General features: G+C 55.4%; 23 protein-coding genes. 21 read left to right on the top strand and 2 right to left on the bottom strand.

Features of this window, described 5'->3' with window-relative positions:
* Window positions 1-62 precede the first annotated feature (62 nt).
* The 9 genes from ABD971_RS08775 to ABD971_RS08735 all read left to right on the top strand — a co-directional run bounded on the left by ABD971_RS08775 (window position 63) and on the right by ABD971_RS08735 (window position 6,810).
* The gene (locus tag ABD971_RS08775) at window positions 63-332 is read left to right on the top strand and encodes a BMC domain-containing protein (protein ID WP_339941958.1); all 270 of its coding nucleotides are present in this window, start codon (window positions 63-65) and stop codon (window positions 330-332) included.
* A 95-nt stretch (window positions 333-427) separates the two neighbouring features.
* A complete protein-coding gene (locus tag ABD971_RS08770) occupies window positions 428-1,615 on the top strand; it encodes an acetate/propionate family kinase (protein WP_345321247.1) in 1,188 nt (395 codons plus the stop codon).
* 23 nt (window positions 1,616-1,638) lie between these two features.
* Complete coding sequence (locus ABD971_RS08765; RefSeq protein ID WP_339941960.1) at window positions 1,639-1,950, top strand: EutN/CcmL family microcompartment protein; 312 nt, start codon at window positions 1,639-1,641, stop codon at window positions 1,948-1,950.
* Window positions 1,951-2,024: 74 nt separating this feature from the next.
* Window positions 2,025-3,446 carry an aldehyde dehydrogenase family protein gene (locus ABD971_RS08760; RefSeq protein ID WP_345321245.1) on the top strand — a complete coding sequence of 474 codons (1,422 nt, stop codon included), beginning with the start codon at window positions 2,025-2,027 and terminating at the stop codon, window positions 3,444-3,446.
* Between the two features lie 111 nt (window positions 3,447-3,557).
* Complete coding sequence (locus tag ABD971_RS08755; protein ID WP_339941962.1) at window positions 3,558-3,827, top strand: EutN/CcmL family microcompartment protein; 270 nt, start codon at window positions 3,558-3,560, stop codon at window positions 3,825-3,827.
* Window positions 3,824-4,408, top strand: a complete 585-nt coding sequence (locus tag ABD971_RS08750) for a hypothetical protein (protein WP_345321242.1) — start codon at window positions 3,824-3,826, stop codon at window positions 4,406-4,408. Before ABD971_RS08755 ends, ABD971_RS08750 begins: the two co-directional genes overlap by 4 nt.
* 22 nt (window positions 4,409-4,430) lie before the next feature.
* On the top strand, window positions 4,431-4,706 hold the full coding sequence (locus tag ABD971_RS08745) for a EutN/CcmL family microcompartment protein (protein ID WP_339941964.1): 276 nt from the start codon (window positions 4,431-4,433) through the stop codon (window positions 4,704-4,706).
* Between the two features lie 79 nt (window positions 4,707-4,785).
* Complete coding sequence (locus ABD971_RS08740) at window positions 4,786-5,655, top strand: class II aldolase/adducin family protein (protein ID WP_339941965.1); 870 nt, start codon at window positions 4,786-4,788, stop codon at window positions 5,653-5,655.
* Window positions 5,656-5,874: 219 nt separating this feature from the next.
* Complete coding sequence (locus tag ABD971_RS08735; RefSeq protein WP_339941966.1) at window positions 5,875-6,810, top strand: lactate/malate dehydrogenase family protein; 936 nt, start codon at window positions 5,875-5,877, stop codon at window positions 6,808-6,810.
* Between the two features lie 158 nt (window positions 6,811-6,968).
* On the opposite strand, the gene fliG is transcribed toward ABD971_RS08735, so the two are convergent.
* Window positions 6,969-8,018, bottom strand: coding sequence for a flagellar motor switch protein FliG (gene fliG / locus ABD971_RS08730; protein WP_339941967.1), 1,050 nt, complete (start codon window positions 8,016-8,018; stop codon window positions 6,969-6,971).
* A gap of 952 nt (window positions 8,019-8,970) precedes the next feature.
* On the opposite strand from fliG, the gene ABD971_RS08725 reads away from it, so the two are divergent.
* The 9 genes from ABD971_RS08725 (at window position 8,971) to ABD971_RS08685 (ending at window position 17,538) form a co-directional block, all read left to right on the top strand.
* Window positions 8,971-10,131 carry a DUF1559 family PulG-like putative transporter gene (locus ABD971_RS08725; protein ID WP_345321238.1) on the top strand — a complete coding sequence of 387 codons (1,161 nt, stop codon included), beginning with the start codon at window positions 8,971-8,973 and terminating at the stop codon, window positions 10,129-10,131.
* Window positions 10,132-10,547: 416 nt separating this feature from the next.
* The gene (locus ABD971_RS08720; protein WP_345321236.1) at window positions 10,548-10,706 is read left to right on the top strand and encodes a hypothetical protein; all 159 of its coding nucleotides are present in this window, start codon (window positions 10,548-10,550) and stop codon (window positions 10,704-10,706) included.
* 210 nt (window positions 10,707-10,916) lie between these two features.
* Window positions 10,917-11,840, top strand: coding sequence for a hypothetical protein (locus ABD971_RS08715; RefSeq protein ID WP_345321234.1), 924 nt, complete (start codon window positions 10,917-10,919; stop codon window positions 11,838-11,840).
* A gap of 141 nt (window positions 11,841-11,981) precedes the next feature.
* On the top strand, window positions 11,982-12,629 hold the full coding sequence (locus tag ABD971_RS08710; protein WP_345321232.1) for a Pycsar system effector family protein: 648 nt from the start codon (window positions 11,982-11,984) through the stop codon (window positions 12,627-12,629).
* A 10-nt stretch (window positions 12,630-12,639) separates the two neighbouring features.
* The gene (locus tag ABD971_RS08705) at window positions 12,640-13,446 is read left to right on the top strand and encodes a lysophospholipid acyltransferase family protein (RefSeq protein ID WP_345321230.1); all 807 of its coding nucleotides are present in this window, start codon (window positions 12,640-12,642) and stop codon (window positions 13,444-13,446) included.
* Window positions 13,443-14,597 (top strand): glycosyltransferase family 2 protein, encoded by a 1,155-nt coding sequence (locus ABD971_RS08700; protein WP_345321228.1) that lies wholly within the window; start codon window positions 13,443-13,445, stop codon window positions 14,595-14,597. Before ABD971_RS08705 ends, ABD971_RS08700 begins: the two co-directional genes overlap by 4 nt.
* 194 nt (window positions 14,598-14,791) lie before the next feature.
* A complete protein-coding gene (locus ABD971_RS08695) occupies window positions 14,792-16,171 on the top strand; it encodes a L,D-transpeptidase family protein (protein ID WP_345321226.1) in 1,380 nt (459 codons plus the stop codon).
* A 69-nt stretch (window positions 16,172-16,240) separates the two neighbouring features.
* The gene (pyrE, locus tag ABD971_RS08690) at window positions 16,241-16,795 is read left to right on the top strand and encodes an orotate phosphoribosyltransferase (RefSeq protein WP_345321224.1); all 555 of its coding nucleotides are present in this window, start codon (window positions 16,241-16,243) and stop codon (window positions 16,793-16,795) included.
* A 56-nt stretch (window positions 16,796-16,851) separates the two neighbouring features.
* Window positions 16,852-17,538 carry a DUF8091 domain-containing protein gene (locus ABD971_RS08685; RefSeq protein WP_345321222.1) on the top strand — a complete coding sequence of 229 codons (687 nt, stop codon included), beginning with the start codon at window positions 16,852-16,854 and terminating at the stop codon, window positions 17,536-17,538.
* 27 nt (window positions 17,539-17,565) lie between these two features.
* Here ABD971_RS08685 and ABD971_RS08680 read toward each other — a convergent pair whose 3' ends face one another.
* Window positions 17,566-18,423 carry a DNA-binding protein gene (locus ABD971_RS08680; protein WP_339941977.1) on the bottom strand — a complete coding sequence of 286 codons (858 nt, stop codon included), beginning with the start codon at window positions 18,421-18,423 and terminating at the stop codon, window positions 17,566-17,568.
* 549 nt (window positions 18,424-18,972) lie between these two features.
* Here ABD971_RS08680 and mnmC2 point away from each other — a divergent pair.
* The 3 genes from mnmC2 to ABD971_RS08665 all read left to right on the top strand — a co-directional run bounded on the left by mnmC2 (window position 18,973) and on the right by ABD971_RS08665 (window position 23,009).
* A complete protein-coding gene (gene mnmC2 / locus ABD971_RS08675) occupies window positions 18,973-19,755 on the top strand; it encodes a tRNA (5-methylaminomethyl-2-thiouridine)(34)-methyltransferase MnmC2 (RefSeq protein ID WP_345321220.1) in 783 nt (260 codons plus the stop codon).
* Between the two features lie 159 nt (window positions 19,756-19,914).
* Window positions 19,915-20,511: an ECF-type sigma factor gene (locus tag ABD971_RS08670; protein ID WP_339941979.1), complete on the top strand. Its 597-nt coding sequence runs from the start codon at window positions 19,915-19,917 to the stop codon at window positions 20,509-20,511.
* Window positions 20,511-23,009, top strand: a complete 2,499-nt coding sequence (locus tag ABD971_RS08665) for a serine/threonine-protein kinase (RefSeq protein WP_345321218.1) — start codon at window positions 20,511-20,513, stop codon at window positions 23,007-23,009. The genes ABD971_RS08670 and ABD971_RS08665 overlap by 1 nt, the downstream gene beginning before the upstream one ends.
* Window positions 23,010-23,083 lie beyond the last annotated feature (74 nt).

The following is a 23,083-nucleotide window of genomic DNA, read 5'->3' as shown; positions in this document are numbered from 1 at the left end:
GGGCGAATCGCCCTGCCGGTCCTCTCATTAAAACCCCAATCCAAAAATTAAGAAAACAGAACATGAACGATGCAATCGGTTTGATTGAAACCAAAGGTTTGTTGGCCCTGATCGAAGCAACCGACGCGATGGCGAAGGCTGCGAATGTAGCAATCGTCAAGCGAGTCGACATTGGTGGTGCTTATGTCACGACCGTTGTCAGCGGCGACGTCGGCAGCGTCCGAGCAGCCGTCGAAGCGGGTGCAAACGCCGCGGCTCAAGCTGGCGAACTCGTGGGCAGCCACATTATCGCTCGTCCTAGCGAAGGCTTGTCGTCGGCTTTTTTGTCGTAGAGTCGGATTCAAAACCTGAGTTTGAATCCGCATCGACGGGCGGTCTGTCGATGCAGCGAATGGAATCCTTGTCTCCTACCCACGAAGAGCCTGCAGTGCTAGTTCTCGTAGCCAACCTTGGTTCGACCAGTTTCAAGTATCGCTTATACGATATGTCCGACGAGCGTTGTTTAGCGCGCGGCGCGGTCGATCGCATTGGGGATACCGAGAGCAAATGTACCGTTTCGATCGGCGAGTGGTCGGACGAGCGAACGATGTCGGTACCCGATCACGGGGTCGCCGTCGAAGCTTGTTTGGCTCAATTGACCGATCCCGAGCACGGTGTGCTGAAGGACGCGTCCGAGGTAGCGGCGATTGGATTCAAGGCAGTGCATGGTGGCCGTTTGTCAGGCGTGTTCCGCGTCGACGCAGACGTGCTTGATGCGATGGCGGAAATGAACGCAGCCGCGCCGGCTCACAACCCGCCCTACATTGCCGCGATGAAGGCGATGCAGCAGCGGTTTGCGGATCTGCCATTGGTGGCGGCGTTCGAAACGGACTTTCACCAAACAATCCCCGCAGCTCGCAAGGAATACGCCATTCCTCGCGATTGGGCCAACGAATTTCATATTCGCAAATGGGGTTTCCATGGTGCTAGCCACCGCTATATCGCCACGCGAAGTGCGGAGCTACTCGGACGCGATGACGCTCGTGTGATCTCGTGTCACTTGGGCGGCAGCAGTTCGATTACCGCGATCCGGAATCGACAAAGTGTGATGACGACGATGGGCATGACGCCGCAAACGGGGTTGCCGCAAAACAACCGCGTCGGCGACTTTGATCCCTTTGCGTTGCCACTGATTATCGAGCGAACCGGAATGACGCTCGACGCGGCGTTGGCTCATTTGGCAAGCCAAGGAGGCTTGTTGGGGCTGAGTGGACGCAGCGGAGATATCCGCGACGTCGAAGAAGCAGCCGAAGCGGGCGATGCGGGTTCGCAATTGGCACTCGATGTGTATGTCGAAGAGATTCGGCGGCATCTCGGTGGCATGATCGTGGCACTCGGTGGTGCCGACGCGATCGTGTTTACTGCGGGCATCGGTGAAAACGACGATCTGATTCGAGGCCGCGTGTGCGAAGGGCTCGAAGAGCTTGGCATTGTCCTGGATCCGGCTGCGAACCAATCGCTCAAGGGCGAAGCGACGTTCCACGCTGAATCGAGCCGGACGGCGTTGTGGGTGATCCCCACCAACGAAGAGATCATCGTGGCTCGGCAAACTGTATCCGCGTTGCAACAAGCGTAGGCAAATAGGAACTCCACCCAAACATGTTTATCGCAAAAGTAACCGGATCGATCGTCAGCACTCAGAAAGTGAGTTCGATGACAGGTCATAAATTGCTGGTCGTCGAGCCTTACCGGCTCGAAGGCGAGAAACGCGATCGGCTGGTCACAACCGGACGAACGTTTATTTCCGTCGACACGATCGGCGCGGGCGAAGGCGATTTTGTTTTGGTGGTGCAAGGCAGCAGTGCACGCTTGACTCCCGAAACGAAACCGCTGCCGATCGATGCCTGCATCATCGGTATCGTTGATACGGTACACATTGACAAACTAAGCGTCTACGACCGAGACAAGTAGTCGCTACAGAGCGACGCCCCTTCTCCCTCCCAATACAGACGTACAAAACGCAGACTTAACGAGAAACCCAAACTATGCATTTCGACGAAAACCTGATTCGCAGCGTGGTCGCTCAAGTATTGTCCGAAGTTGGACCGATGCCGTCCGCTTCCAATGGCAAACCCGCCGGTGGCCAGCACGGCATTTTCTATGATGCGGCATCAGCGGTCACCGCGGCTCGTCGTGCATTTGAACAACTGCGTGATCGCTCGCTCGCAGATCGAAAAAAGATCATCGATATCATTCGTCGTATCTCCATCGAGCAATGCGAAGAGCTCGGTTTGATGGAGATGGAAGAGACCAAGGTCGGACGTCCCGAGCATAAAATCGAAAAGCTGCGTACGCTAGGTGAGTTGTCGCCGGGTGTCGAGTTCTTGGAAACCAAGTGCTTCAGCGGCGACCACGGTTTGGCGATCATCGAACGAGCCCCGTTCGGCGTGATCGGCGCGATCACTCCCGTGACTCACAGCTTGCCGACGATCACCGGGAATGCCGTCAGCATGATCGCCGGCGGCAACACCGTCGTGGTCAACCCGCATCCGTCGGGCAAACGCGTTGCTGCCGAAGGCGTTCGCCGGTTCAACGAAGCGATCGCTGCGGAGATGGGGATCGACAATATTATCTGTGTGATCGCTGAACCGACGCTCGAAAGCGCCAACGAATTATTCGCTCACCGCGACGTTGCACTGATCTGTGTCACCGGCGGACCGGCGGTTGGACGTGCGGCACTGAACAGCGGCAAACGAGCGATCGTCGCAGGGCCGGGTAACCCGCCGGTGGTGGTCGATGAAACCGCTGATTTTGACAACGCCGCTCGCTGCATCATCCTAGGTGCCTCGTACGACAACAACTTGTTGTGCATCGCCGAAAAAGAAGTGTTCGTCGTCGATAGCGTCTTTGACAAGATGATGGACGCAATGCGACGCGCCGGTGCAGTCCAGCTGAACAGTGAGCAAATTGCACGATTGACCAGCAAAGCGATTGTGAAAGTCGGCGACGACAAACACGACGCGGCTTGCAAAGATTTCATCGGTCGCGACGCCAGTGTCTTAGCCGAGGCGGCAGGCGTTTCGGTGCCCGATGGTACCGAACTGGTCTTTGGTGAAACCGACGAACATCATCCGTTTGTCAGTGTCGAGCAAATGATGCCGTTCCTGCCATTCGTGCGTGCTCGTGACGTCGATCACGCTATCGCCATGGCGAAGAAATACGAACACGGCTTCCGGCACACCGCCATGATTCACTCGCGAAACGTCCATAACATGACCAAGATGGGCCGCGAAATGGACACGACGTTGTACGTCAAAAACGGTCCCTCGATGGCGTCGCTTGGACTCGGTGGCGAAGGCTACCTGTCGTTCTCGATCGCAGGCCCGACCGGCGAAGGCGTTACGACACCTGCAACGTTCACTCGCGAGCGTCGCTGCAGCATGATCGACGAACTGCGAGTCGTTTAGTGGGATAGGCTTCCAGCCTGAATGTGGGATAGGCTTCCAGCCTGTCATCAAGCGCAACACAGGCTTCCAGCCTGTCACAAAACATAAACATCCCCCCAACACTTCATCTCAATGCAACCAGCCACCGTGATCGGATCGACTCGCGCGACCGTGAAGCACGCCAGCTTGGCGGGCCAGCGGCTTGTGATCGTCCAGCCGACCGGTGTGGACGACGCTCCCGACGGCGCACCGCTGATCGCACTGGACATTTTAGGTTGTCGCAAAGGGGACCAAGTGATGTTAACGAGCGACGGATCGTATGCTCGCGAAATCACGAAACACGAAAATACCCCAGCACGCTGGAGCGTGATTGGATTGATTGACCAACGGAGACCCGCATGAGCGACGCATCGATCGATCCGGTATGGATTGCCAAGATCGTTCGTGAAGTCATCGAGCGAGTCAAACAGAACCAAATGGAAACTGACGGGCAAACCGCCTGTCCGCTTTCTGGTGTCATCTCGGTTGCGACCGTCAAGGAAGCAGCCGCGGACGGCAAGAAAGAATTACGAGTCGCCACGAAAGCGATTGTCACCCCAGCGGCACGCGACGAAGCGAAACTGCTTGGGATCACGATCACTCGCAGTGCGAAAAACGAAACAAAGCGAACCGAAAAAACAAACCAGACGCCGTCCGAAATGGCGGTCACCGACAACGAGACCCCCGAGCGTGCAGCAGCGATTTCGCAGCAGTTGGCACGACGAGGAATTCGAGCTTCGGCGACGGTCGAGGTCGTGTTAAGCGACGCACCGAGCAAAGAGGTTTACCGAATTTGCAGTGCCGGACGTCGGGCAGCAACGGTCAGTTCGATTGCCACTGTCGATCGGATTGAAAAGGAATTGGCACCTCAAGTTTGGGTGCTGGATATGAACGCATTGAATTTTGTTGCGGCGGTCAACGTCGCAGCCCGAATTTTGAAATAGTGAAACAAACAACCAAAACCTCATGAAAATCGCTCGCACGATCGGCACCGTCACTCTTTCTCGCTCGCATCCGGCGATGCAGGGAGCGAAGTTGCGGTGTGTCGAATTGGTCGAGTCGGTGGATCAATTCGGCGACCAACCGATCGGCGGTGACACCGTGATCGCGTGGGATTTATGCGGGACAGGGATTGGCGATTGGGTGGCATTGGCCGAAGGCCCCGAAGCGGCTCAGCCGTTTTCGGACGTCAAACCACTCGATGCCTCGATTGTCGCGTTGTTGGACGAAGTCGACCTTTAATTAACACACATATACACAGACCCTCTTGCTCAGTGAACCGCGTCACAGCGGACCATCGTAACGATAAAGGAAAGCAGCTATGCAGAATCTTCATAAGATCAAACAAGACATGTGCGACATCGGCAAGCGGATTTACAACCGCCAATTCGCTGCCGCCAACGACGGGAACATCACCGTCCGCGTCAGCGAAAACGAAGTCCTCTGCACCCCGACGCTGCACTGCAAAGGCTTTCTCGTTCCGGATGACATTTCGCTAGTCGACATGACGGGCAAGCAATTGTCGGGTCGCAAAAAGCGAAGTAGCGAAGCCCTTCTGCACTTGGAAATCTATCGCCAACGCGAAGACATCCGCAGCGTCGTTCACTGCCATCCACCACACGCAACTGCATTTGCGATCGCTCGCGAGCCGATTCCTCAGTGCATTTTGCCCGAGGTCGAAGTGTTCCTCGGTGACGTGCCGATCACCAAGTACGAAACACCCGGCGGGCAAGCGTTTGCCGACACGATCATTCCGTTTGTCAAGAAAACGAACGTGATGATTTTGGCGAACCACGGTACGGTCAGCTACGGCGAAACGGTCGAGCAAGCGTATTGGTGGACCGAGATCCTCGATTCGTACTGCCGCATGTTGATGTTGGCGAAACAGCTTGGCAACGTTTCCTACTTGAGCCAAGAAAAGTCCAAGGAACTGCTCGATCTGAAGGACAAGTGGGGCTACAAGGATCCTCGTAACACCAGCGAGTACGAGAATTGTGACATTTGTGCCAACGACATCTTCCGCGATTCGTGGGCAGAAGCAGGCGTCGCACAACGTGCGTTCAACCCACCGCCAGCCGCAGTGGCATCGGCAGCCAAGGCTGCAGTGGCAAGTTCGCCAGCCAGCGGCATCGACGAAGAGAAACTCGTCAAACTGATCACCGACGAAGTGATCCGCCAAATGAAGGCCTAGTTCAAAGTGGGACAGGCTGCCAGGCGTGTCAACAGTTTTGAGGTAGCGGAACTCGTGCGTGAGTTTCGGAGCGGTCGGAAAATACCGTTCAGCAAATACAACGAAAGTCTTGACGACTTCCGCTACGACGAGAGCTCAATCAAGACTTGGGACGACCGGCTGGAATCCTAGCCCACACTTTTAATACAAATAACGCAACGCTTTTTAAAATCTGACAACATGAAAATTTCGATCATTGGTGCCGGTGGACTCGTCGGATCTTGTGCCGCGTACGCAATCCAGTGCGGCGGAATCGCTCGCGAAATCGCATTGCTTGACGTCAACCAAGAAATGGCCGTTGGCCAAGCTCTCGACTTGCAGCACGGCAGCCCCAGTGTTGCCGATCAACGCATCGTCGGTGGCGGTTACGAACACATTGCCGACAGCGATGTGATCTGTATCACCGCCGGACTTCGCCGCAAGCCGGATGAGTCGCGGCTCGATCTGATCAACCGCAACACCGACCTGTTCGTTCAGATTGTTCGCGATGTAAAGGCCGCCGGCCCCAAGCCGTCCGCAATCGTGTTGGTCGTCAGCAACCCGGTCGACGTGTTGACCTACGTCGCCGCACAAATGCTCGACTTACCTGAGGACCAGGTCATCGGACTGGGAACCCAGCTCGATACAATTCGTTTCTGTTCGTTGATTGCGGCGCAGCTAAACGCACCGCCGACACAAACCAAGGCATTGATCTTGGGCGAACATGGCGATTCGATGGTGCCGATTTGGAGCAGTGCGACCGTGGGCGGTTTGCCACTGGACAAATTCCCAGGCTGGAACGCCACCATGGCCAACGATCTGTTCACACGCACCCGTGGCAGTGGTGCCGAGGTGATCAAGCGAAAAGGCGGCGCCGGCTTCGCAGTCGGGATCGCCATTCGCGACGTGTTTGACGCGATCGCTCTGGATCGCCGCTGCATTTTGCCAGTCAGCTCGGTCCAACGAGGCTGTTACGGAATCCGCGACGTGGCGCTTTCGGTGCCGACCGTGGTCGGTCGCAGCGGGGTAATCAATCAGCTGGAAATCGATTTATGGCCGAAAGAGGTCCAAGGAATCCGGGCTAGTGGCGGTGCATTGAAGAAAACACTCGATATCGTTTTGCCACGTATCGCGTAACCTAGGACGAGTAGGTAGTCTGAGACAGATACATTAGCGTCTTCCGAGGCAGCAATGCCTCGCGAGGGGGTTGACAGGTAGCCGAGGATCGTACTTAACGGCTGCGTAAACTTGTCTCCTGTCACTCCTTCCCGTGGCATTGCTGCAGCGCGTCTGGCCTAGTTCACGTATTCCTCTTCTTCCTCGCCGGTCGGACGCGAGATTTCGCCGGTGTCCTCGAGATGGCGAACGATGTCGACAATCTTTTGTTGAACCGCCTCGACCTCGCTGATCCGGACGCTGCCGAGATACTCCATTTCTTCGCGAAGGTTCTCGGCCGCTCGCGTGCTCATGTTCTTCATCACTTTGTTCTGAAGCACTTGGCTGGCGCCTTTTAGCGACATCGCCCACTGAGACGTTTCGACGTTCTTCAGGAGTGCTTGGATATCGCGATCACCCAGTTTCGAGATGTCTTCAAAGACGAACATCAAGCGGCGAATTTCGTCGGACAATTCGGGATCGTCACGTCCGAGTGATTCCATGATGTTTCGCTCGACGCTGCGTTCGGCAACGTTCAGGATCTCCGCCACACTGGCCACGCCGCCGGTGTTACTGTGCGATTGGTTGACCATACTGCTGAGCCGCATCTCGAGACCAAATTCGAGCTCGGCAACCGCATCGGGGCTGGTGCGTCCCATCGTAGCGATCCGGCGGATCACCTCGAGCTGTTTTTCGGGATCGAGTCCCGACATCACTTCGGACGCATAGTTTGACGGGACGTGGCTGAGCAACAACGCGATGGTTTGCGGATGTTCGTCGCCAATGAACTGCAGCAGCGTTTGGGCATCGACTTTCTTAATAAAGCCAAACGGCATCGACTCGATCGTCTGTTGCAGATTTCCCAGCAATTCACCGGCATCGCGGCCGAGCGCCTCTTTGATCAGTTCCTTGGCACGCTCGAGTCCCCCGGGACTGGCGTAGATCGAGCTCGCTTTGCTGGTCAGAAACTCGGCGATCACGACTTCTTGCTCGTCGCCACCAAACGAATCGGTTTGGGCGATCATGATGCTGATCGCTTCGATCGCCCGCGGCGGTAATTGGGATAGCACCCGCGCAGCCGTTTTGGTCGGCATCGAGCTTAGCAGCACCGCGGCCTTCTTTAGCCCTTCCTCGTTGAACATCGCCGAGGTCGAGGACATCGATTTGCTTTTTGTCTTGGTTTCAGTCATCGCAGAGAGTCTTCCTTTATCAAAAGCTTATCGGCGAATCGGCCGAGTCACTGGCGTTGACACTCCGGTTTGCTTGTTGTGCTGGATTTAGCGGACGTGCGACCTTTGAGACAAGCGAGCGGTTTTCCGGATCGTGTTTACGACGCTTAATCGGATCGTGTTTGCGACGCTCAAACGGATCGTGTTTACGGCGCTTAAACGACGGGCGAATTGCGGAGCCTCAGTCGGGATGGGGCGAAAAAGTGAGCCGCATGAGGAAGCAAACACGCATCGAGACGATGCCACATCCTTAACTAAGTGTCCACCTCGATCCCAAAGGGCAGTTTCGGCGTAAAAAAGCGTTTTCACAGTCGGATTTCCTTTGCGGAGCCGAATTTCGACCACTTGCGCACTCTTGCCGGGCGCCCCCCTCCTCACCGACCTTCGGATGAACCCCTGTTTGGGACTTCTCGGGTTCGATTAACAGCAAATTGGTGGAATTTCCATATTCATTAGTTTTCGCACAAATAGAATTCAGCAACGGAACCTTGAGGCACTTTTCTTGTTTCACAAAGCGTCCAATGGCGGTTTCGATCCCTCTCATTTCCTTTCCCTAAGCGGTACATGAATCACTTGAAAGTTACCCTGCTCGTCGCTGCTGTTTTCTGTGTTGTCCCTGTTGTTGGGTGTGGTGACCGCGAGGCAGCGACCGTAATCGAGCAACCGGTTAAGTCCGATGCTGACTTGGCTAAAGAGGCCGAGTTGTATGAGCGCCAAATGCGCGGTGAAGGCTGATCTGCCATCGGTGGTCGAGCGATCTGTGAGTGGAGGATCGCACGGTCACGTCTAAAGACGCAGTTCAAAAACAGTGAGTTTTGGTCCGTTTGTGACCAAAGTCGCTTGCGGAATGCGCTGTCAGTCCATTTGAAATTTTCTCTTTTGTTTCAACGTTTTATCGAATTGGATTTTGCACATGAAGAATTTTGCACGTACTCGATCTGGCTTCACGTTGGTCGAATTGCTCGTCGTGATCGCCATCATCGGAGTGCTGGTTGGACTGCTGTTGCCCGCGGTTCAAGCGGCACGCGAGGCGGCCCGGCGAATGAGTTGTAGCAACAACTTTAAACAGATCGGCTTGGCGATCCACAACTATCATTCGGCATACAACCAACTGCCGCTGCATATGGGAGGAACTCGCGAATTGGTTGCGTCTCCGAACAGCAACAACAGTAATCGTCTGTTCTTGAGCGCCTTGGTCGGCTTGTTGCCATTTAACGAACAACAAGCGTTGTGGGAACAGATTAGCAATCCCAATGGAATTTATCCGGCAATGGGGCCTACCCCTTGGACGTCGCATCCCGCTTGGATCACCGACGTTGCGGCGTTCCGTTGCCCAAGCGATCCTGGGGTCGGCGCCCCGGCACTTGGACGGACCAACTACGCTGTCAGCTTGGGGGACACGATCAACTATGTGAATACCGGTGGCAAGAGTCACAAGGGCTTCTATCGTCCAGGCACCAACGGTACCCAGGACATGACCGAAAACACTCAGAGCGACGACGGTACCACGGCTAACACAGCGCGAACTACTAATCGTGGTTTCTTTTGGTCCCGTCACAAGACCGCGTTCCGCGACGTGCTTGATGGACTTGCCAACACCATTGCGATGGGCGAAATGGCGACCAGTTTGGGAGCACGCGAAATTATCGCCGACAATCGTAACAGTGCACCATTCGCGGCGCTGCTACTCGATCCAGGGCTTTGTTACACCTACGTCGATCCAGCTCGCCCTCAGTTCTTCACCTCGAACGTCTCCTCAGGAAACCAATCGCGTGGTTATCGTTGGGCCGACGGCCGTGTGTTTTACACTGCGGTGCAAACCATCCTGCCTCCAAACGCTCCTAGCTGTTTTGCAGAAACAGGCGACAGCGGTACCGGAGTCTCGTCGATGGGAAGCCGTCACCAAGGTGGCGTTCATGTCTTGATGGGTGACGGTGCGGTCAAGTTTATCACCGACAGCATCGAAGCAGGCAACAAGAATGCGGCCCCTGCGGGTGCTGGTCAAATGAGCACCTACGGTTTGTGGGGCGCCCTCGGAACACGCGCTTCTAAAGAAGTTCAATCGCTCGAATAATGCGGCGAAAGTGACACCCTCTTTGAAAGCCGGACTCTTCGCGAGTTCGGCTTTTTTCGTTGGCGAGAGTCGAAGACGCATTTTAAAAGGCTTGATTCCAGACCCATTGTGGCACTTCGTTCGTTTTTTGCGTCTGCGGTGAAGACATTTTTTAGCCAGCGGTTCTTGATTAGCGGCAATCCGCCCCGTTTGCTACTTTAGGCGGAAGTTTAAGTAAGGGGGCAGTCATAGAGAACGACGCCGTTTGGTTTTCCGCAATCTGCCGACCTTGTCCGAAAAACTCGTTGGATCAAGTCGGGAAAGTGATAGATTTCGAGTATCGCATCTGACGCTTGCGGTGAGATCGAAATCGAATCCGCCGCAATGCAGCGGGGCCATTCTTTTCAGATTCGAAATCCTTTGACGTCGAGATTCCCATGTTTAAAACACTCTTCATTGCTGGTGTGCTCTTCACCATGGTTCCCCTTGTCGGTTGTGGCGGTAGTGGTTCGGGGGACGAACCTTCGTTAAAATCGGACGCCGACTTTCAGCGGGAAGTCGATGCGTATGAGAAGGCAATGGCCTCAGATCCCTAAACGTTAGGAACCAGCCAATACAGTCGCGGCGGGGCCGTTGCGGATGGATCTGCGGGCGTGTCGCTTATCCACACCATCCTGCCGCCGAACTCGAAAAGCTGTGCGATCGGTGCAACTCCACTAGAGGACGGATGCCGATCTTTAATTCTGGGTAGGCACTACGCAGCTGGCTTTTGTAGCGGAATCGCGAGATTGGAATAGGAACCGCATTTGGACTTAGAGACCGCGTTACCGAAGCTGAGCGAGCAACTATCGGCAGCCGCGAGCGAACGAGATCGATTCACACGATTGCGTGTTGGTATGCCTCGTTTGTATCGGCATCTGCGGCGAGTGGGTGACGAGCGATCCGTGCTAAATCGGTGGGGACAATCGGTAAACACCGACGAGTTGGCAAACCAAGACATCGTGGCTGCAGAAATCCTCTCGCTACTCGGCGAGATCACCGGCGTGCCGATGCGGCCGCCTGGATTTCACGCGGGGATCCAGCACACGTACGGTTATCTGCTTAGCCGAATCGAGACGCCCTACGGATTCAAACGAGACCGCTGGATCCAATCAACGATCGAAGACGGTTTTGGTTTGCCGCGTCAATCACTGCAGGCGTTGCCACGTCGAGGAACGTTGCTCGGCAATTTGACAGTTTTTCTGTCACAGCTGTCATTGCGAGATCAACCGCCCGTGGAAATCGTCGGCAGCATGGCCAGTCTGAATCTGGACGAAATCGCTCGCATCAAAGGGCATCGTATCGAAGAGTCGTTTCCGCTCGGCAGTGTTTACAGGAAGCAACACGATTCCAGCAAGCGACACGATTCCAAGAAGCAAAACAGCGATTTCGAGAGGCGACATCGCAACGTGCAGCTGCGGACCGATCTGTTTCCCTTTCCGCGATCAACCGGCGACGAGCGAAATCGAGGTTTATTGGTTTATTCAATTCGCGAGGGAACCAATCCGGCGAGATTGATCACGACCTTTCCGGTTGGGCAAGCAACGATGGACGAATGGATGGATCCGTCAAAAATGGGCAAACGCCAGCCAATTCGACTTCGTTTTAATGCGTACTTGGATGGCTTTCCCGCCGACGGAATTCGCGGCGAGCGTCGTCTGCATGAACTCGATGCGAATCCGCTAAGCTAGGATGAGAGTCCGCGGCGAATTCTTCAGGTTCCGGCGCCATCGGTGGCTCTGTTTTGTGCCCGTCTTGTTTGTACCGATGCTTGAAAGCCTGCTTGGTGGTACGCCAGCGACGTTTTCCCCAACTATAAGAGAGTCCCATCCATGTCCGAACCGTTGAGCGAAACGGCCAACGAAAATAACACCGCGACGTCCACGTCCGCTGGCGCGTCGAGCACAGTGGTTTCGACGCGGCCACGGCTGGACGACGATACCCAGAACGCGCTCGAAGCCGAAAATCTGATCGAAACGTACCAGATTATTGGCGAATGGATTCGATTTGCCGATGCGAAGGCGGCTGCGGTCTTGGCGGTCAACGGCGCGTTATGTGGCGTGTTGGTGCCCACCATTCACGAGTACATTCGCGCCGACCAATCGCATCCGACATCGTGGTGGACGTCGTTGGTTTCGGTCACGTTTTTATTGTGGTTGGCGTCGATGATCTGGTCTTGCGTGTTGGCATTTCGCTGCATTTTGCCATTCCGGTATTGTGGTAAACATCCTTCATTGGGGCGTGCCAATCACTTTCATCCCGCAGCCATTTCCGCTCATTACACGATCGATCAAACCGAGCAGTTTGCCGACGAGATGCAGCGGATCGGGATGAGTGGGCTAAAGCGAGAAATCGCAATTTGCATGATGTTGGATTCGCATGTCTCAAATTCGAAGTACACCTTTGTTTCACGATCGATTCGGATGTTGGCACTCAGCGCGATCTTGGGGCTGATGTACTTGATCGTTACTCAGTTTTAACCGTGGCTTGATGAAATCCAACGCTCCGGAAGATTTACGGCCCCAAGTAAGCGGATGGCTGTCAAACGGATTCCACCGCTTCCTAACGCCTTACTTGCGTCGCAATTTGCATTCGATTGCGATCATGCGAGATTCGCTTTCGCACGCAAACGTGCCTGCAGAGCAGCCATTGATCGTGTACGCGAATCATCCGTCGTGGTGGGATCCATTGACGGCTCAGTTTTTGAATCGAAAGCTGTTTACCCCACGTCAATTCTTTGCTCCGATCGATGCCGCGGCGCTCCAGCAGTATCGCGTTTTTGCAAAGCTCGGATTCTATGGGGTGAAACTGAATTCCAGCGAAGGCGCGGCGGCTTTTTTAAAGCAGAGCCGGGCGATTCTGCACAGCAACGATGCTTCGTTGTGGTTAACCCCCGAAGGCCGATTCGCGGACGTGCGTGATCATTCCGCAGTCCTGATGCCAGGAATGGCACACCTATGCGCTCGGATGCAGCGAGGATGGGTGTTGCCGATCGCCATCGAATACGTGTTTTGGGAAGAGCGACTGCCCGAATGTTTGTTTCGGATCGGCGAGCCCGTCAAGGTCGCCGAACATCCACACGCATCAAAATCGGATTGGCAAACACTGTTGACTGATCGGATGCGTCACAACCAAACCGTGCTGAGCGAACGGGTGATTGCAAGAGACTCAGAGGCGTTTGAAAACCTGTTGGCGGGCGCACATGGCGCGGGAATCGTTTACGATTCGATGCGACGGTTAAAAGCGTTGGCGACGGGACAACGGTTCAAAGCAGCGCACGGAAACAAATTGCAATGATATTTTGGTCGTGTGTCGCACTCGGGTTGGCTTTGTTGCCTAGCTTGATGTTTTTGCGTAATTTGCCTCGGTTTCGGTTGCCGAATCGGTCTCGAGCGGCAATCGATGCGGCCGAGGACAATCTGTCGCCGCGCCACCGCAGCGATGCAGCGGAGGTCTCGGTGCTGATTCCGGCCCGCAACGAAGCGGATTCAATCGCGGCATGTGTACAGTCGGTGTTGGCCAGCCGCGATGTCAAAGTGGAAGTGTGGGTGCTGGACGACGATTCGGATGACGCGACTGCGGCGGTGGTGCTTGAAATGGCAACGGCGGACAAGCGAGTTCGCTGTATGTCAGGCCAACCGTTGCCGCCGCAATGGAATGGTAAGCAGCATGCATGTTGGCAATTGGCGTCCTCGGCAAACTATCCGCGTTTGTTGTTTCTCGACGCCGATGTACGACTGCAGCCCCACGCGATCAAGACGTTGGTCGATTGGCAGGACGCAAATCAAATTGCCTTGCTGAGCGCGTTTCCACAGCAAGAGTCGGAGACGTTTCTGGAAAAACTGCTGATCCCGATGATGCACTACATCCTGCTCGGTTTTTTGCCAATCGCGAGGATGCGAGCGAGTACGAGTCCGGCTTACGCCGCTGGGTGTGGGCAAATGTTTATGACGCTGAAAACCGACTACGACGCGGCTGGCACTCATCAGGCGATCCATGCGTCGCGTCATGATGGCGTCAAGCTGCCGCGGATCTACCGCCAATCCGGACTGATGACCGATGTGGTGGACGGAACGGCCCTGGCTCGCTGCCGGATGTACCGTGACGGCGGGCAAGTGATCCGTGGTCTGCTGAAGAATGCAGACGAAGGGATCGCCAATCCACGCTTGATTGGCGTTTTTACGTTACTGATTTTGGGAGCGAGCGTGTTGCCGGTCGTGATGTTGTCGATTGCAATCGTAAAACAATCACCGCTGGGAATCGGGATCGGGGTGATCGCCGTCCTAATCGCCCATCTACCTCGGGCTTTGGCAGCGTTCTATTTTCGGCAACCGCTTGTCGGCGTTTTGCTGCACAGCGTTGCCGCCACGCTGTTTATCGGGCTGCAGTGGACTGCGCTAGCAATGGCAATGTTAGGAAAAAAAGTCCGATGGCGCGGGCGAAATTAGAGAAAACTCGCTCCGTTGATCACGTTGACGCGTCTCCCCCCCCTTTTGTCATCGAATGAAGGCGAAATGCTATGGCGTTGCCACTTTGTAATTGATTACGTTCGCGGCAATGGTCCGAGGTCATCTCGGGTTGAATGGAATCAAATCGCCCATTTTGCTGGTCGCCAGAAGCGTCCGAGAGTTGGAGAATCGTCATGCAAACGCTGAAAACTGCGGCAATTATCGTCTTGCTGATGACGGTGATGTACACAGCGTACATGTCACTCACTACCCCGCCTGATTCGTTGCCACCGGAAGTCGAGCGCATCGTGATGGACGAAGGCGGGCTGGACATCGAGAGCGGCTTGCCTGAATCGCTGGGCGAAATGGAAATCAACGGCGGGATGCCTGAATCGTCCGCAATCGCCGATAACTTGGAACCCACCTTCGGCCAGTCCTTTAACGACCTTCCCGCCGCCGGTTCGACCAATTCAGTCGCGACCACCCCGGGCCCCAACGCAAGTGGTGTGTCGATCCAGCTTTCGGATACTCATGGCAACGATAGCTTGACGGTTCATCAGCCCAGCGATGACACGCCCGCCTACATGGACCTCGGGGCTAGCTCGGGAACTCAAGCCAGTCTAGCGTCGGCAAGTACGGGGTTATCTCCCGCTGCCGCATCGCCGCTTGGCACTGCCGCGGGTTCGAGTGCTTATGGCGCCACAGACATGACATTCGATATGCCCGACCCTACCTCCGACGAGAACAAGCTTCCCGAAGACGGTTCGGTTGCGTTTGATCCTTCCGCAGGTCCTGGGACCGCACTTGCCGAATTGGCGGACGGCGGCGATGACAGCATCGCGACAGTCAGCGGTACGTCGGATCCCACCAAAAACAACGTCGGGCTAGCCAATGCCCTGCAGTTGGCCGACGATCAATACAAATCGGATCAACGCAAAGAGGCACTTGAAACACTTAGCCTGTTCTATCACACACCCAATCTGCCATCGGCTCAACGACAAGAGCTACTCAGCCGGCTCGATCCGCTTGCGGCCGAAGTCATCTATTCACGTCGCCATTTGCTCGAACAGCCTCATCGCGTCGGACACCACGAAACCTTGATGCAGATCGCCGTGAAATACGAGGTGCCTTGGCAATTGTTGGCAAATATCAACGGCATCGAAGACCCCATCACCGTGTTGCCAGGAACCGAATTGAAAGTCGTGCGGGGCCCATTCCGAGCCGACGTCGATCTTGGCAAACAGGAAATGACATTGTTCCTCGGCGATTTGTACGCGGGTCGCTTCCCGATCGCCGTGGGGAATGATCCTCAGCCACGTCCAGGAACGTTTACGGTTCAAGACAAGCAATCAGAGCGACCGTTTTACGGCGCCAGCGGATCTCCCGTGCCGGCCAACAGTCCCGATAATCCGTATGGATCACTGTGGCTCGATCTTGGCGGTCAATTGTGTATCCACGGCAGCCCCTATGCAACACGTCCCAGCGACCAGGGGTGCATCAGCGTGGCGGCGGATTATGCCGACGATCTGTATGGGATTTTGACCCAGGGTTCCTCGGTGACGATTCGCCGGTAAGATTTTGGTTGTGCTTTGTTCGCATCGCATGCACCATCAAATCATCTACCTAACCCCTCGCTGAGCCTTATGACCTACAACCGAGACGCACTTTTAGACCTGATCCGTGCCGAAGCTTTACAAACAGGCGAATTTACGCTCGCCAGTGGCAAAAAGGCTTCTTATTACCTCGATTGTCGAAAGATCACGCTCCATCCCAAAGGGGCGAACTTGATCGCCGAAGGCATGCTCAGCGTGATCCAAGCTGCGGGCGAATTGCCCGATGCGGTGGGGGGGATGGCAATTGGTGCCGATCCAATCACCGCCTCGATCGTGACAATCGCTGGCCAACGCGACTTGCCACTCAAAGGATTCATGGTTCGCAAAGAACCCAAGGGGCATGGAATGGGGAAACAGGTCGAAGGGCCTGTCCAACCCGGCCAACGCGTCGTGATTGTCGAAGATGTGATCACCAGCGGTGGCAGTGCGATCAAGGCAGTCGATGCGGCCGAGGCATTTGGATTAAAAGTCGACTGCGTGATCGGTATCATCGACCGCTTGGCCGGAGGTGCCGAGGCGTTCGCAGCCAAAGGGCTCGAGCTAAAGGTACTGACCACGATTCGTGATTTTGGCATCGAACCGTAAAAATCGGCAGTCGCCATTCTCGCTGAGGATGGGTCGAACAACCGAATGGATTCACGTTGGCTGCGGAGCGAACTTTGGAAACATCACTGCACCAACAACTCAAACGCTGTTACGCCCCAGACGAAGCAAGTACCGAAGTCGTGCTGGGCGATTATCGGATCGATGCGATACGTGATGATGAACTGATCGAGATCCAGTGTGCTTCGTTGTCGGCGATCCGGGACAAGTCGCAAAAGTTGTTGGCGCGGCACAAGTTACGTGTGGTCAAACCCGTGGTTTGGCGAACACGAATTGCCAAAGCGAAACAGGCTGGCGCTGCAATCACGTCGAGCCGGATGAGTCCCAAGCGGGGCGACATCCTCGAGGTGTTTGAGGATCTGATCTATTTCACACGAGTGTTTCCGCACCCCAATTTGGTGCTGGAGGTACCGATGGTGCAGGTGATCGAGACTCGGATTCCGTGCAAGCGGCGACGTGGCCGGCGACGCAAAGATTACAAGGTGCATGACGTGGGACTCGAGTCGATTGAATCGACTCACGAGTTTCGCTCAGTCGACGATCTACTGACACTGGTGAACGTGCCCGAGGGAACGACCGTCTTTAACACCTCGGACTTGGCCAGCTGGATTGATCGTCCACGCTGGGTCGCCCAAAAGATCGCGTACACGCTGAAGCACATGTCGGCGATTAACATGGTATCACGACGTCGCAGCGGAATTATCTACGAGCGCAAAGCGGCATAGCGCTTGACTCGCTGCGTGACGGCACGCTTAGCCGCGACCGTTACTCGAGGGAGCTCCGATCTTCAGTCGGCGGCGTTTCGTGGCGATCGTCGCCTTCTTGATGCCAAGCTTTTTAGCAATTTCCTCATCCGGAATCTTGCCCAGCATCTTGATCTCTTCGGGAGTCCAGGTGTGACGTGCTCCGTTAATCCGGATTCCATGACGGCTTCGGTAACCGCTAATCGCACTGACAGGAATCCCAGTTTTCTCACTGACTTTGGAGTCAGGAATCTTGCCAAGCATCTTGATCACTTCGGGGGTCCAGCGAGCTTCGGTCGCCGCAACCGTCGGATTTTCGATTCCGAGCGATTGGCGTTTTGCGATCACTTTGCGTCGGCCGATCTTCATACGGCGAGCAATTTCAGCGTCCGAGAGCTTGCCGAGCCAACCCAGTTCCTTTTTCGACCATTTCCGTGCCGGGCGACCTTTACGGATCGGATCAATCCCAAGCGATTCACGTTTCGAAGCGACCGTGGTCGCGTCGAGATCCAAGCGACGTCCAATTTCAGCGTCCGAGATTGTGCCTAACCACTTCAATTGGGCTTTGGTCCAGCGGTGCCGCAACTGTTTGCGCGAGTACCCAAAAGGCTCGATTCCCAGTTGCGCACGTTTACGCGATACAGCCGTCTTGGTCACACCCAGTTTGGCGGCGATGTCGACGTCAGATTGGGTACCAAGTAAGGCAATATTCTTCTTCGTCCATTTCGTCCAACCGTGCGGAATGATGCCGCGAACCTGGCGAGCCGCTTGGATTGCCTCAATTGGCAACCCAGCGTGATTGGCTAGTTCCGCATCCGGAAGTTTTCCTAGCTTCTTCGTGATCGTCGTTGGTAGTTTTGTAGGCATGGAGACTGCTTGATAAGAGTCAGATGAGCTCTGGCGATGTCACATGTCTCGGTGCCGAGCACGCGATCACGCCAAATGACGAGCCGTGAAATTGCTTTACAAACTTATGAAAACAGAAAACATATCGGTTCTCAATAGCTTGCGATCCGTAAATTGCACTTTGCGCGTTCTTTGCGCCTATAAAACGGGGGGGTAGGGTTTGGCGCAGATTGACTCGATAGCTTCCTGCCCCCTTTCTCAGCGTTTTGCGACATGCCGGAACATTGGAGATACAGGAAGCAGTGATTCCTGCTGTATTAACTCAATGCTCTAAAACCACGTTTTTTGCGTAAAACCCGCATGTTTTTAGGCGGGGGGATCGTGGGGGCAACCAACGTTTGGCCGGTTTCGGGACCGCCTAGCACCCGACGCTAGAATAAAGGGGGCAGCTTACTACTGGTTGTCGTGAACGCAGCGACGCGCAAGAATGCGCATCGAATAACGCGGGGGGGACATCCGGGAACCTTCTGGATTCCGAAGCCTATTTACTTTATGGGAGTCGATTAGAGGATGAATCAACGGGCAAACCGAGTCCGATTGCCGTGCCAGGACCCGACTCTCGAAATCGAAGTCACCGACGATGGCAGTCGCACGCTGATCAACAAGGCCACCGGTGACAGCTATCACAGTTCCTCAGGCGCGATCTCCGAGACACGCCAAGTCTATTTGCGAAACAGTGGCGTCCAAGAGCGGTTGTCCTCAGGCCAAGCCACACGTGTCTTGGAAATCGGGCTGGGGACCGGAATGGGGATGTTTTTGACGGTGGACCACGCGATCAAGCACGGTACCCCGCTGGATTACGTCGCCCTCGAATACCATTGGTTGTCGGCGGACGTTGTGCGTGAGCTTGCGCCGGAGTCATGGGTCGACAATACCGCCGTCGTCGCTGATTACATCCGGTGGCGATCGAGCGTTCCCGAGTCCCAATTACCATGTGGCCAATTGCCAAACAGCGAATCTGCGGAGCCGAAATTGACTTCGGAGTTTCGTTGGCATGCCGGAGAGCACCAGGTCGTTCAGATACAGCTGGTCGATGCGTTGCGTTGGCGGCACGAGGGTGAATCGTTTGATGCGATCTATTTTGATCCATTTGCGCCCGACACCAACGCCGAACTGTGGCAGACACCCATGCTTGCTGTGATGTACAAGCTACTGAACATGGATGGTCGGTTTGTCACCTATTGTGTGAAACGGGAAGTTCGGGATCGCTTGAAGGCGGTCGGGTTTGATGTTCGTAAAATTCGTGGTCCTGAGGGTGGAAAACGTGAAGTCTTAGTCGCGACGCGGCATTAGAATGGGGAGACCGCTCGGTCCCGATTGGGGTAATGCTGCGGTTGCTCCAAGCGTCCTCGGTAAGCGGTTCATGATGCTGGCAAAAAGACGCTGCTCGATGGCGAATCCGAACCATGGCTGATATAATCACGGCGGAGATATTGGGCTCAGGCAAGACTTATGAATGGTGTAAATGAACTCGTCGAGAAAAGCGTCAAAGGACAACCGGCCGAAACGGACCGGTTGTTTACGTTGATGTATGATGACCTGCGCCGTTTAGCAGGTCGTTTTTTACAGCACGAACCGATGCGTCAACGCCTCAGTTCATCGTCGCTGGTTCATCAAGCCTACATGCGAATGGTGGATCAATCGCGGATCAATTGGCAAGGCAAGACGCATTTCTTTGCCATCGGTGCCACCGTGATGCGGCGAATCTTGGTCGATCATGCCCGCAAAGTGCGATCGCAAAAACGCGGCGGGGGTTGGGATCGCCGGATGTTGACTGACGAAATCACGTTTCAACTCAGCCGCGATGACGACGTCGTCGCTTTGGACGATTTGTTGAACATTCTCGCCAGCCTGAATCAGCGGCAAGCTCGGATCGTCGAGTTGCGGTTCTTCGGTGGATTAACGATGCGTGAAATCGCCGCTGAAATGAACATCGGGCTACGTACAATCGAAAAAGATTGGGCGATGGCACGCGCTTGGATGCGTCGCGAGTTGCGACGCGGTGACGAGGATGGCGACGATTCAAGCACGGAGTCTGAATCGGATTAATGAATGCCGATCGTTACGCTCGTGTCCGAGATCTCTTTTTTGCGGCTGATGAACTCTCGGGTGCGGCGCGGCAAAAATTTCTCGAGACTGAAATCGGGGACGACAAAGAACTGATGGCTGACGTTCTGTCGTTGCTCGATGAGCATGACGCGGAATTAGCTCGGCTCGAGGGTGCAAAGGCGATGCCGGTGCCGGCACCACGTGAATTAGGAGAACCGACGGTTGCACCCGGTGACGGGAGCGCGAAACAAAGTCGTGCGGCGAAGCCAACACAGATCGCTTCGGCCTCCGAGATCACTCAGCCACCACGAACCGATAAATTGGACACCGAGCGGGCTGACAAGAAGGTCTCCGCATCCGAGATCACTCAGCGTGGGGCAGAACGCACGCATGCTTCGCCCAAAGATTTCGAGTCGCGAGGGTCAAAGGATCGGACTTCACCGAGCGAATTACTGCTCGCCAATAAATCACGTCGTGCTCGGCGTATCAATTCGGGTTGGTTGTGGTTAGCCGCGGTGCTGCCGACGCTGATCGTCGGTTATCTGACCTACCACAGTGTATCCAACAGCGTCCAATTGGCGCTTCGTAACGAATTGACTGGCGTCAGCAATAGCATCGACCTGGCGACCGGTCGGTTTCTTGACGACAAGGCTCAATTGGTCCAATCCTGTGCTCGGCAATCGTTGATTCGTGATTCGATCCTCGGTTTGGTCGAACTGAGTGACCGAAAATCGAAGATGGATGTCCTCCAGTCGGCTCCACTAGCGGCGCAGATCCGTAGTGAGCTGAGAATTTTGTCGGGTAGACCGGATGTCAAATTTGTCGTTTGGAACCAGTCCTTTACGACGATTGCCAGTTGGCGTGAGGACAATTCGGATCTAGGGCACCCGGTGATCCCCAGCGGTACATCGGATGTCGCTCGAGTGCTGCGAGGCGAAACGGTCATTTATGGTCCTGATCGCGGCGACGGACCAGCGAGTTTGACCGAAGACGAAGTCGGCACGGTCGACGAAGCGATCGAGCCGATGATGGCTTGCATCGTCCCCATTCGCGATGGCAATTCCGAAGTGGTTGCCGCACTGTTGGTGAACAGCATTGGGCTGTTCAAAGAATTCAATGAGTTGTTCCATGAGAGCAGTGTTTCCAGCGGGCTGGATATATACGCAATCAACCGCGATGCAGAGATGATCAGCGTCAGCCCGCATGCGGCAAGCTTGTTTCATCGCTCGAAATTCGACATGGATCCCGAGACGATCGTGGCAGGGTTGCGGGTCAGCGACCCAGGCGGCTTGATCACCGAGAGCACACGGGATGCGGTCGTTCGTCGATCGTTACCCCTGACCGAATCAGCCTCGGCGGCAACGTTGGGCGAATCCTTGGTACGGCTAGAACCGTATTCAAATTATGCGGGTGAATCGGTGGTGGGCGGTTGGCGATGGATTCCACGTTGGCGATTCGCCGTAATTGTCGAAAAGGATGTGCGGGATGCGTTCGCGGCGGCCCGAATTGTGTGGTACAGCTTTTTGCTGCTGGGCAGCCTGCTGACCGTCACGGCTTTGGTGTCGGCAGGGCGATTAGCACGCAGCTCCGCTCGCGACCAAGCCGCGGTCCATCCACTGAGTCGATACGAAATCATCTCGGAACTGGGCAGCGGGGGGATGGGCGTCGTTTACAAAGTCAAGCACTTGCAGCTGGGGCGAAATGCGGCGTTAAAGTTATTGCGAAGCGATCGCCAGAATCGTGAAGACCAATTGCGTTTTGACCGCGAAGCCCGTTTGGCCGCTTCGCTCACGAATCCGCACAGCGTGACAATCTACGATTACGGTCGTAGCGAAGAGGGAGAGGCGTATTGCGTGATGGAATACTTGTCAGGCTTGACGCTGCAAGAGGTGGTTGCACGTAGCGGATTTCAGTCGATCGGACGTGTGTTGTTTGTGCTGCGGCAAGTCTGTGAAGCGTTGGGCGAGGCGCACAGCATGGATTTGGTCCATCGCGACATCAAACCGCAAAACATCATGTTGTCGCTGGATCCTTCGATCGGTGACTGGGCGGTCGTGTTTGATTACGGGCTGGCCAAACCGCTCAGCCCCGAAAAAGGGACCTACCAGACTCGCGAGGTGATCTGGGCAGGCACGCCGATGTACATGGCGCCCGAACGATTTCGGTCCCCCTCGGTGATGGATCCTAGCTCGGATATCTATTCGGTCGGCTGTGTCGCCTATTACTTGTTGGCAGGCCGGCCGCCGTTCGCCGAGTGCGATCCCGAGTCACTGTTTGCACTGATTATCAGCGAGCAGCCGATCGGGCTGGGGATTCATCGAGGCGAAGATGTTCCCGAGCCAGTCCGAAATTGTGTGCTGAAGTGCATGGCCAAAAATGCGGCGGACCGTTACGCTTCGATCGATGAACTTGCCACCGCCATCGATGCTCTGCGGATCAAGTATCCATGGACCAGCAGCGATGCGGTCGAGTGGTGGAAGCAACACGGCGAAGCGTAGCGAGAGCGGAAGCATTCAGGGGCATGACAGGACAGGCTGGAAGCTTATCCCACATCCCGGTTTACGCGTCGCGA

The sequence above is a fragment of the Novipirellula rosea genome, from assembly GCF_039541335.1.
GTDB lineage: Bacteria > Planctomycetota > Planctomycetia > Pirellulales > Pirellulaceae > Novipirellula > Novipirellula rosea.
The sequence above is the reverse complement of the archived record's forward strand: the minus strand, read 5'-3'. Positions and strand labels throughout refer to the sequence as shown.

What these genes read in the sequence shown, in the direction of transcription:
- ABD971_RS08775 (WP_339941958.1), top strand. Translation starts at nt 63, where the DNA reads ATGAACGATGCAATCGGTTTGATTGAAACCAAAGGTTTGTTGGCCCTG.
- ABD971_RS08765 (WP_339941960.1), top strand. Translation starts at nt 1,639, where the DNA reads ATGTTTATCGCAAAAGTAACCGGATCGATCGTCAGCACTCAGAAAGTG.
- ABD971_RS08760 (WP_345321245.1), top strand. Translation starts at nt 2,025, where the DNA reads ATGCATTTCGACGAAAACCTGATTCGCAGCGTGGTCGCTCAAGTATTG.
- ABD971_RS08755 (WP_339941962.1), top strand. Translation starts at nt 3,558, where the DNA reads ATGCAACCAGCCACCGTGATCGGATCGACTCGCGCGACCGTGAAGCAC.
- ABD971_RS08750 (WP_345321242.1), top strand. Translation starts at nt 3,824, where the DNA reads ATGAGCGACGCATCGATCGATCCGGTATGGATTGCCAAGATCGTTCGT.
- ABD971_RS08745 (WP_339941964.1), top strand. Translation starts at nt 4,431, where the DNA reads ATGAAAATCGCTCGCACGATCGGCACCGTCACTCTTTCTCGCTCGCAT.
- ABD971_RS08740 (WP_339941965.1), top strand. Translation starts at nt 4,786, where the DNA reads ATGCAGAATCTTCATAAGATCAAACAAGACATGTGCGACATCGGCAAG.
- ABD971_RS08735 (WP_339941966.1), top strand. Translation starts at nt 5,875, where the DNA reads ATGAAAATTTCGATCATTGGTGCCGGTGGACTCGTCGGATCTTGTGCC.
- fliG (WP_339941967.1), bottom strand. Translation starts at nt 8,018, where the DNA reads ATGACTGAAACCAAGACAAAAAGCAAATCGATGTCCTCGACCTCGGCG.
- ABD971_RS08725 (WP_345321238.1), top strand. Translation starts at nt 8,971, where the DNA reads ATGAAGAATTTTGCACGTACTCGATCTGGCTTCACGTTGGTCGAATTG.
- ABD971_RS08720 (WP_345321236.1), top strand. Translation starts at nt 10,548, where the DNA reads ATGTTTAAAACACTCTTCATTGCTGGTGTGCTCTTCACCATGGTTCCC.
- ABD971_RS08710 (WP_345321232.1), top strand. Translation starts at nt 11,982, where the DNA reads ATGTCCGAACCGTTGAGCGAAACGGCCAACGAAAATAACACCGCGACG.
- ABD971_RS08705 (WP_345321230.1), top strand. Translation starts at nt 12,640, where the DNA reads ATGAAATCCAACGCTCCGGAAGATTTACGGCCCCAAGTAAGCGGATGG.
- ABD971_RS08700 (WP_345321228.1), top strand. Translation starts at nt 13,443, where the DNA reads ATGATATTTTGGTCGTGTGTCGCACTCGGGTTGGCTTTGTTGCCTAGC.
- ABD971_RS08695 (WP_345321226.1), top strand. Translation starts at nt 14,792, where the DNA reads ATGCAAACGCTGAAAACTGCGGCAATTATCGTCTTGCTGATGACGGTG.
- pyrE (WP_345321224.1), top strand. Translation starts at nt 16,241, where the DNA reads ATGACCTACAACCGAGACGCACTTTTAGACCTGATCCGTGCCGAAGCT.
- ABD971_RS08680 (WP_339941977.1), bottom strand. Translation starts at nt 18,423, where the DNA reads ATGCCTACAAAACTACCAACGACGATCACGAAGAAGCTAGGAAAACTT.
- mnmC2 (WP_345321220.1), top strand. Translation starts at nt 18,973, where the DNA reads ATGAATCAACGGGCAAACCGAGTCCGATTGCCGTGCCAGGACCCGACT.
- ABD971_RS08670 (WP_339941979.1), top strand. Translation starts at nt 19,915, where the DNA reads ATGAATGGTGTAAATGAACTCGTCGAGAAAAGCGTCAAAGGACAACCG.
- ABD971_RS08665 (WP_345321218.1), top strand. Translation starts at nt 20,511, where the DNA reads ATGAATGCCGATCGTTACGCTCGTGTCCGAGATCTCTTTTTTGCGGCT.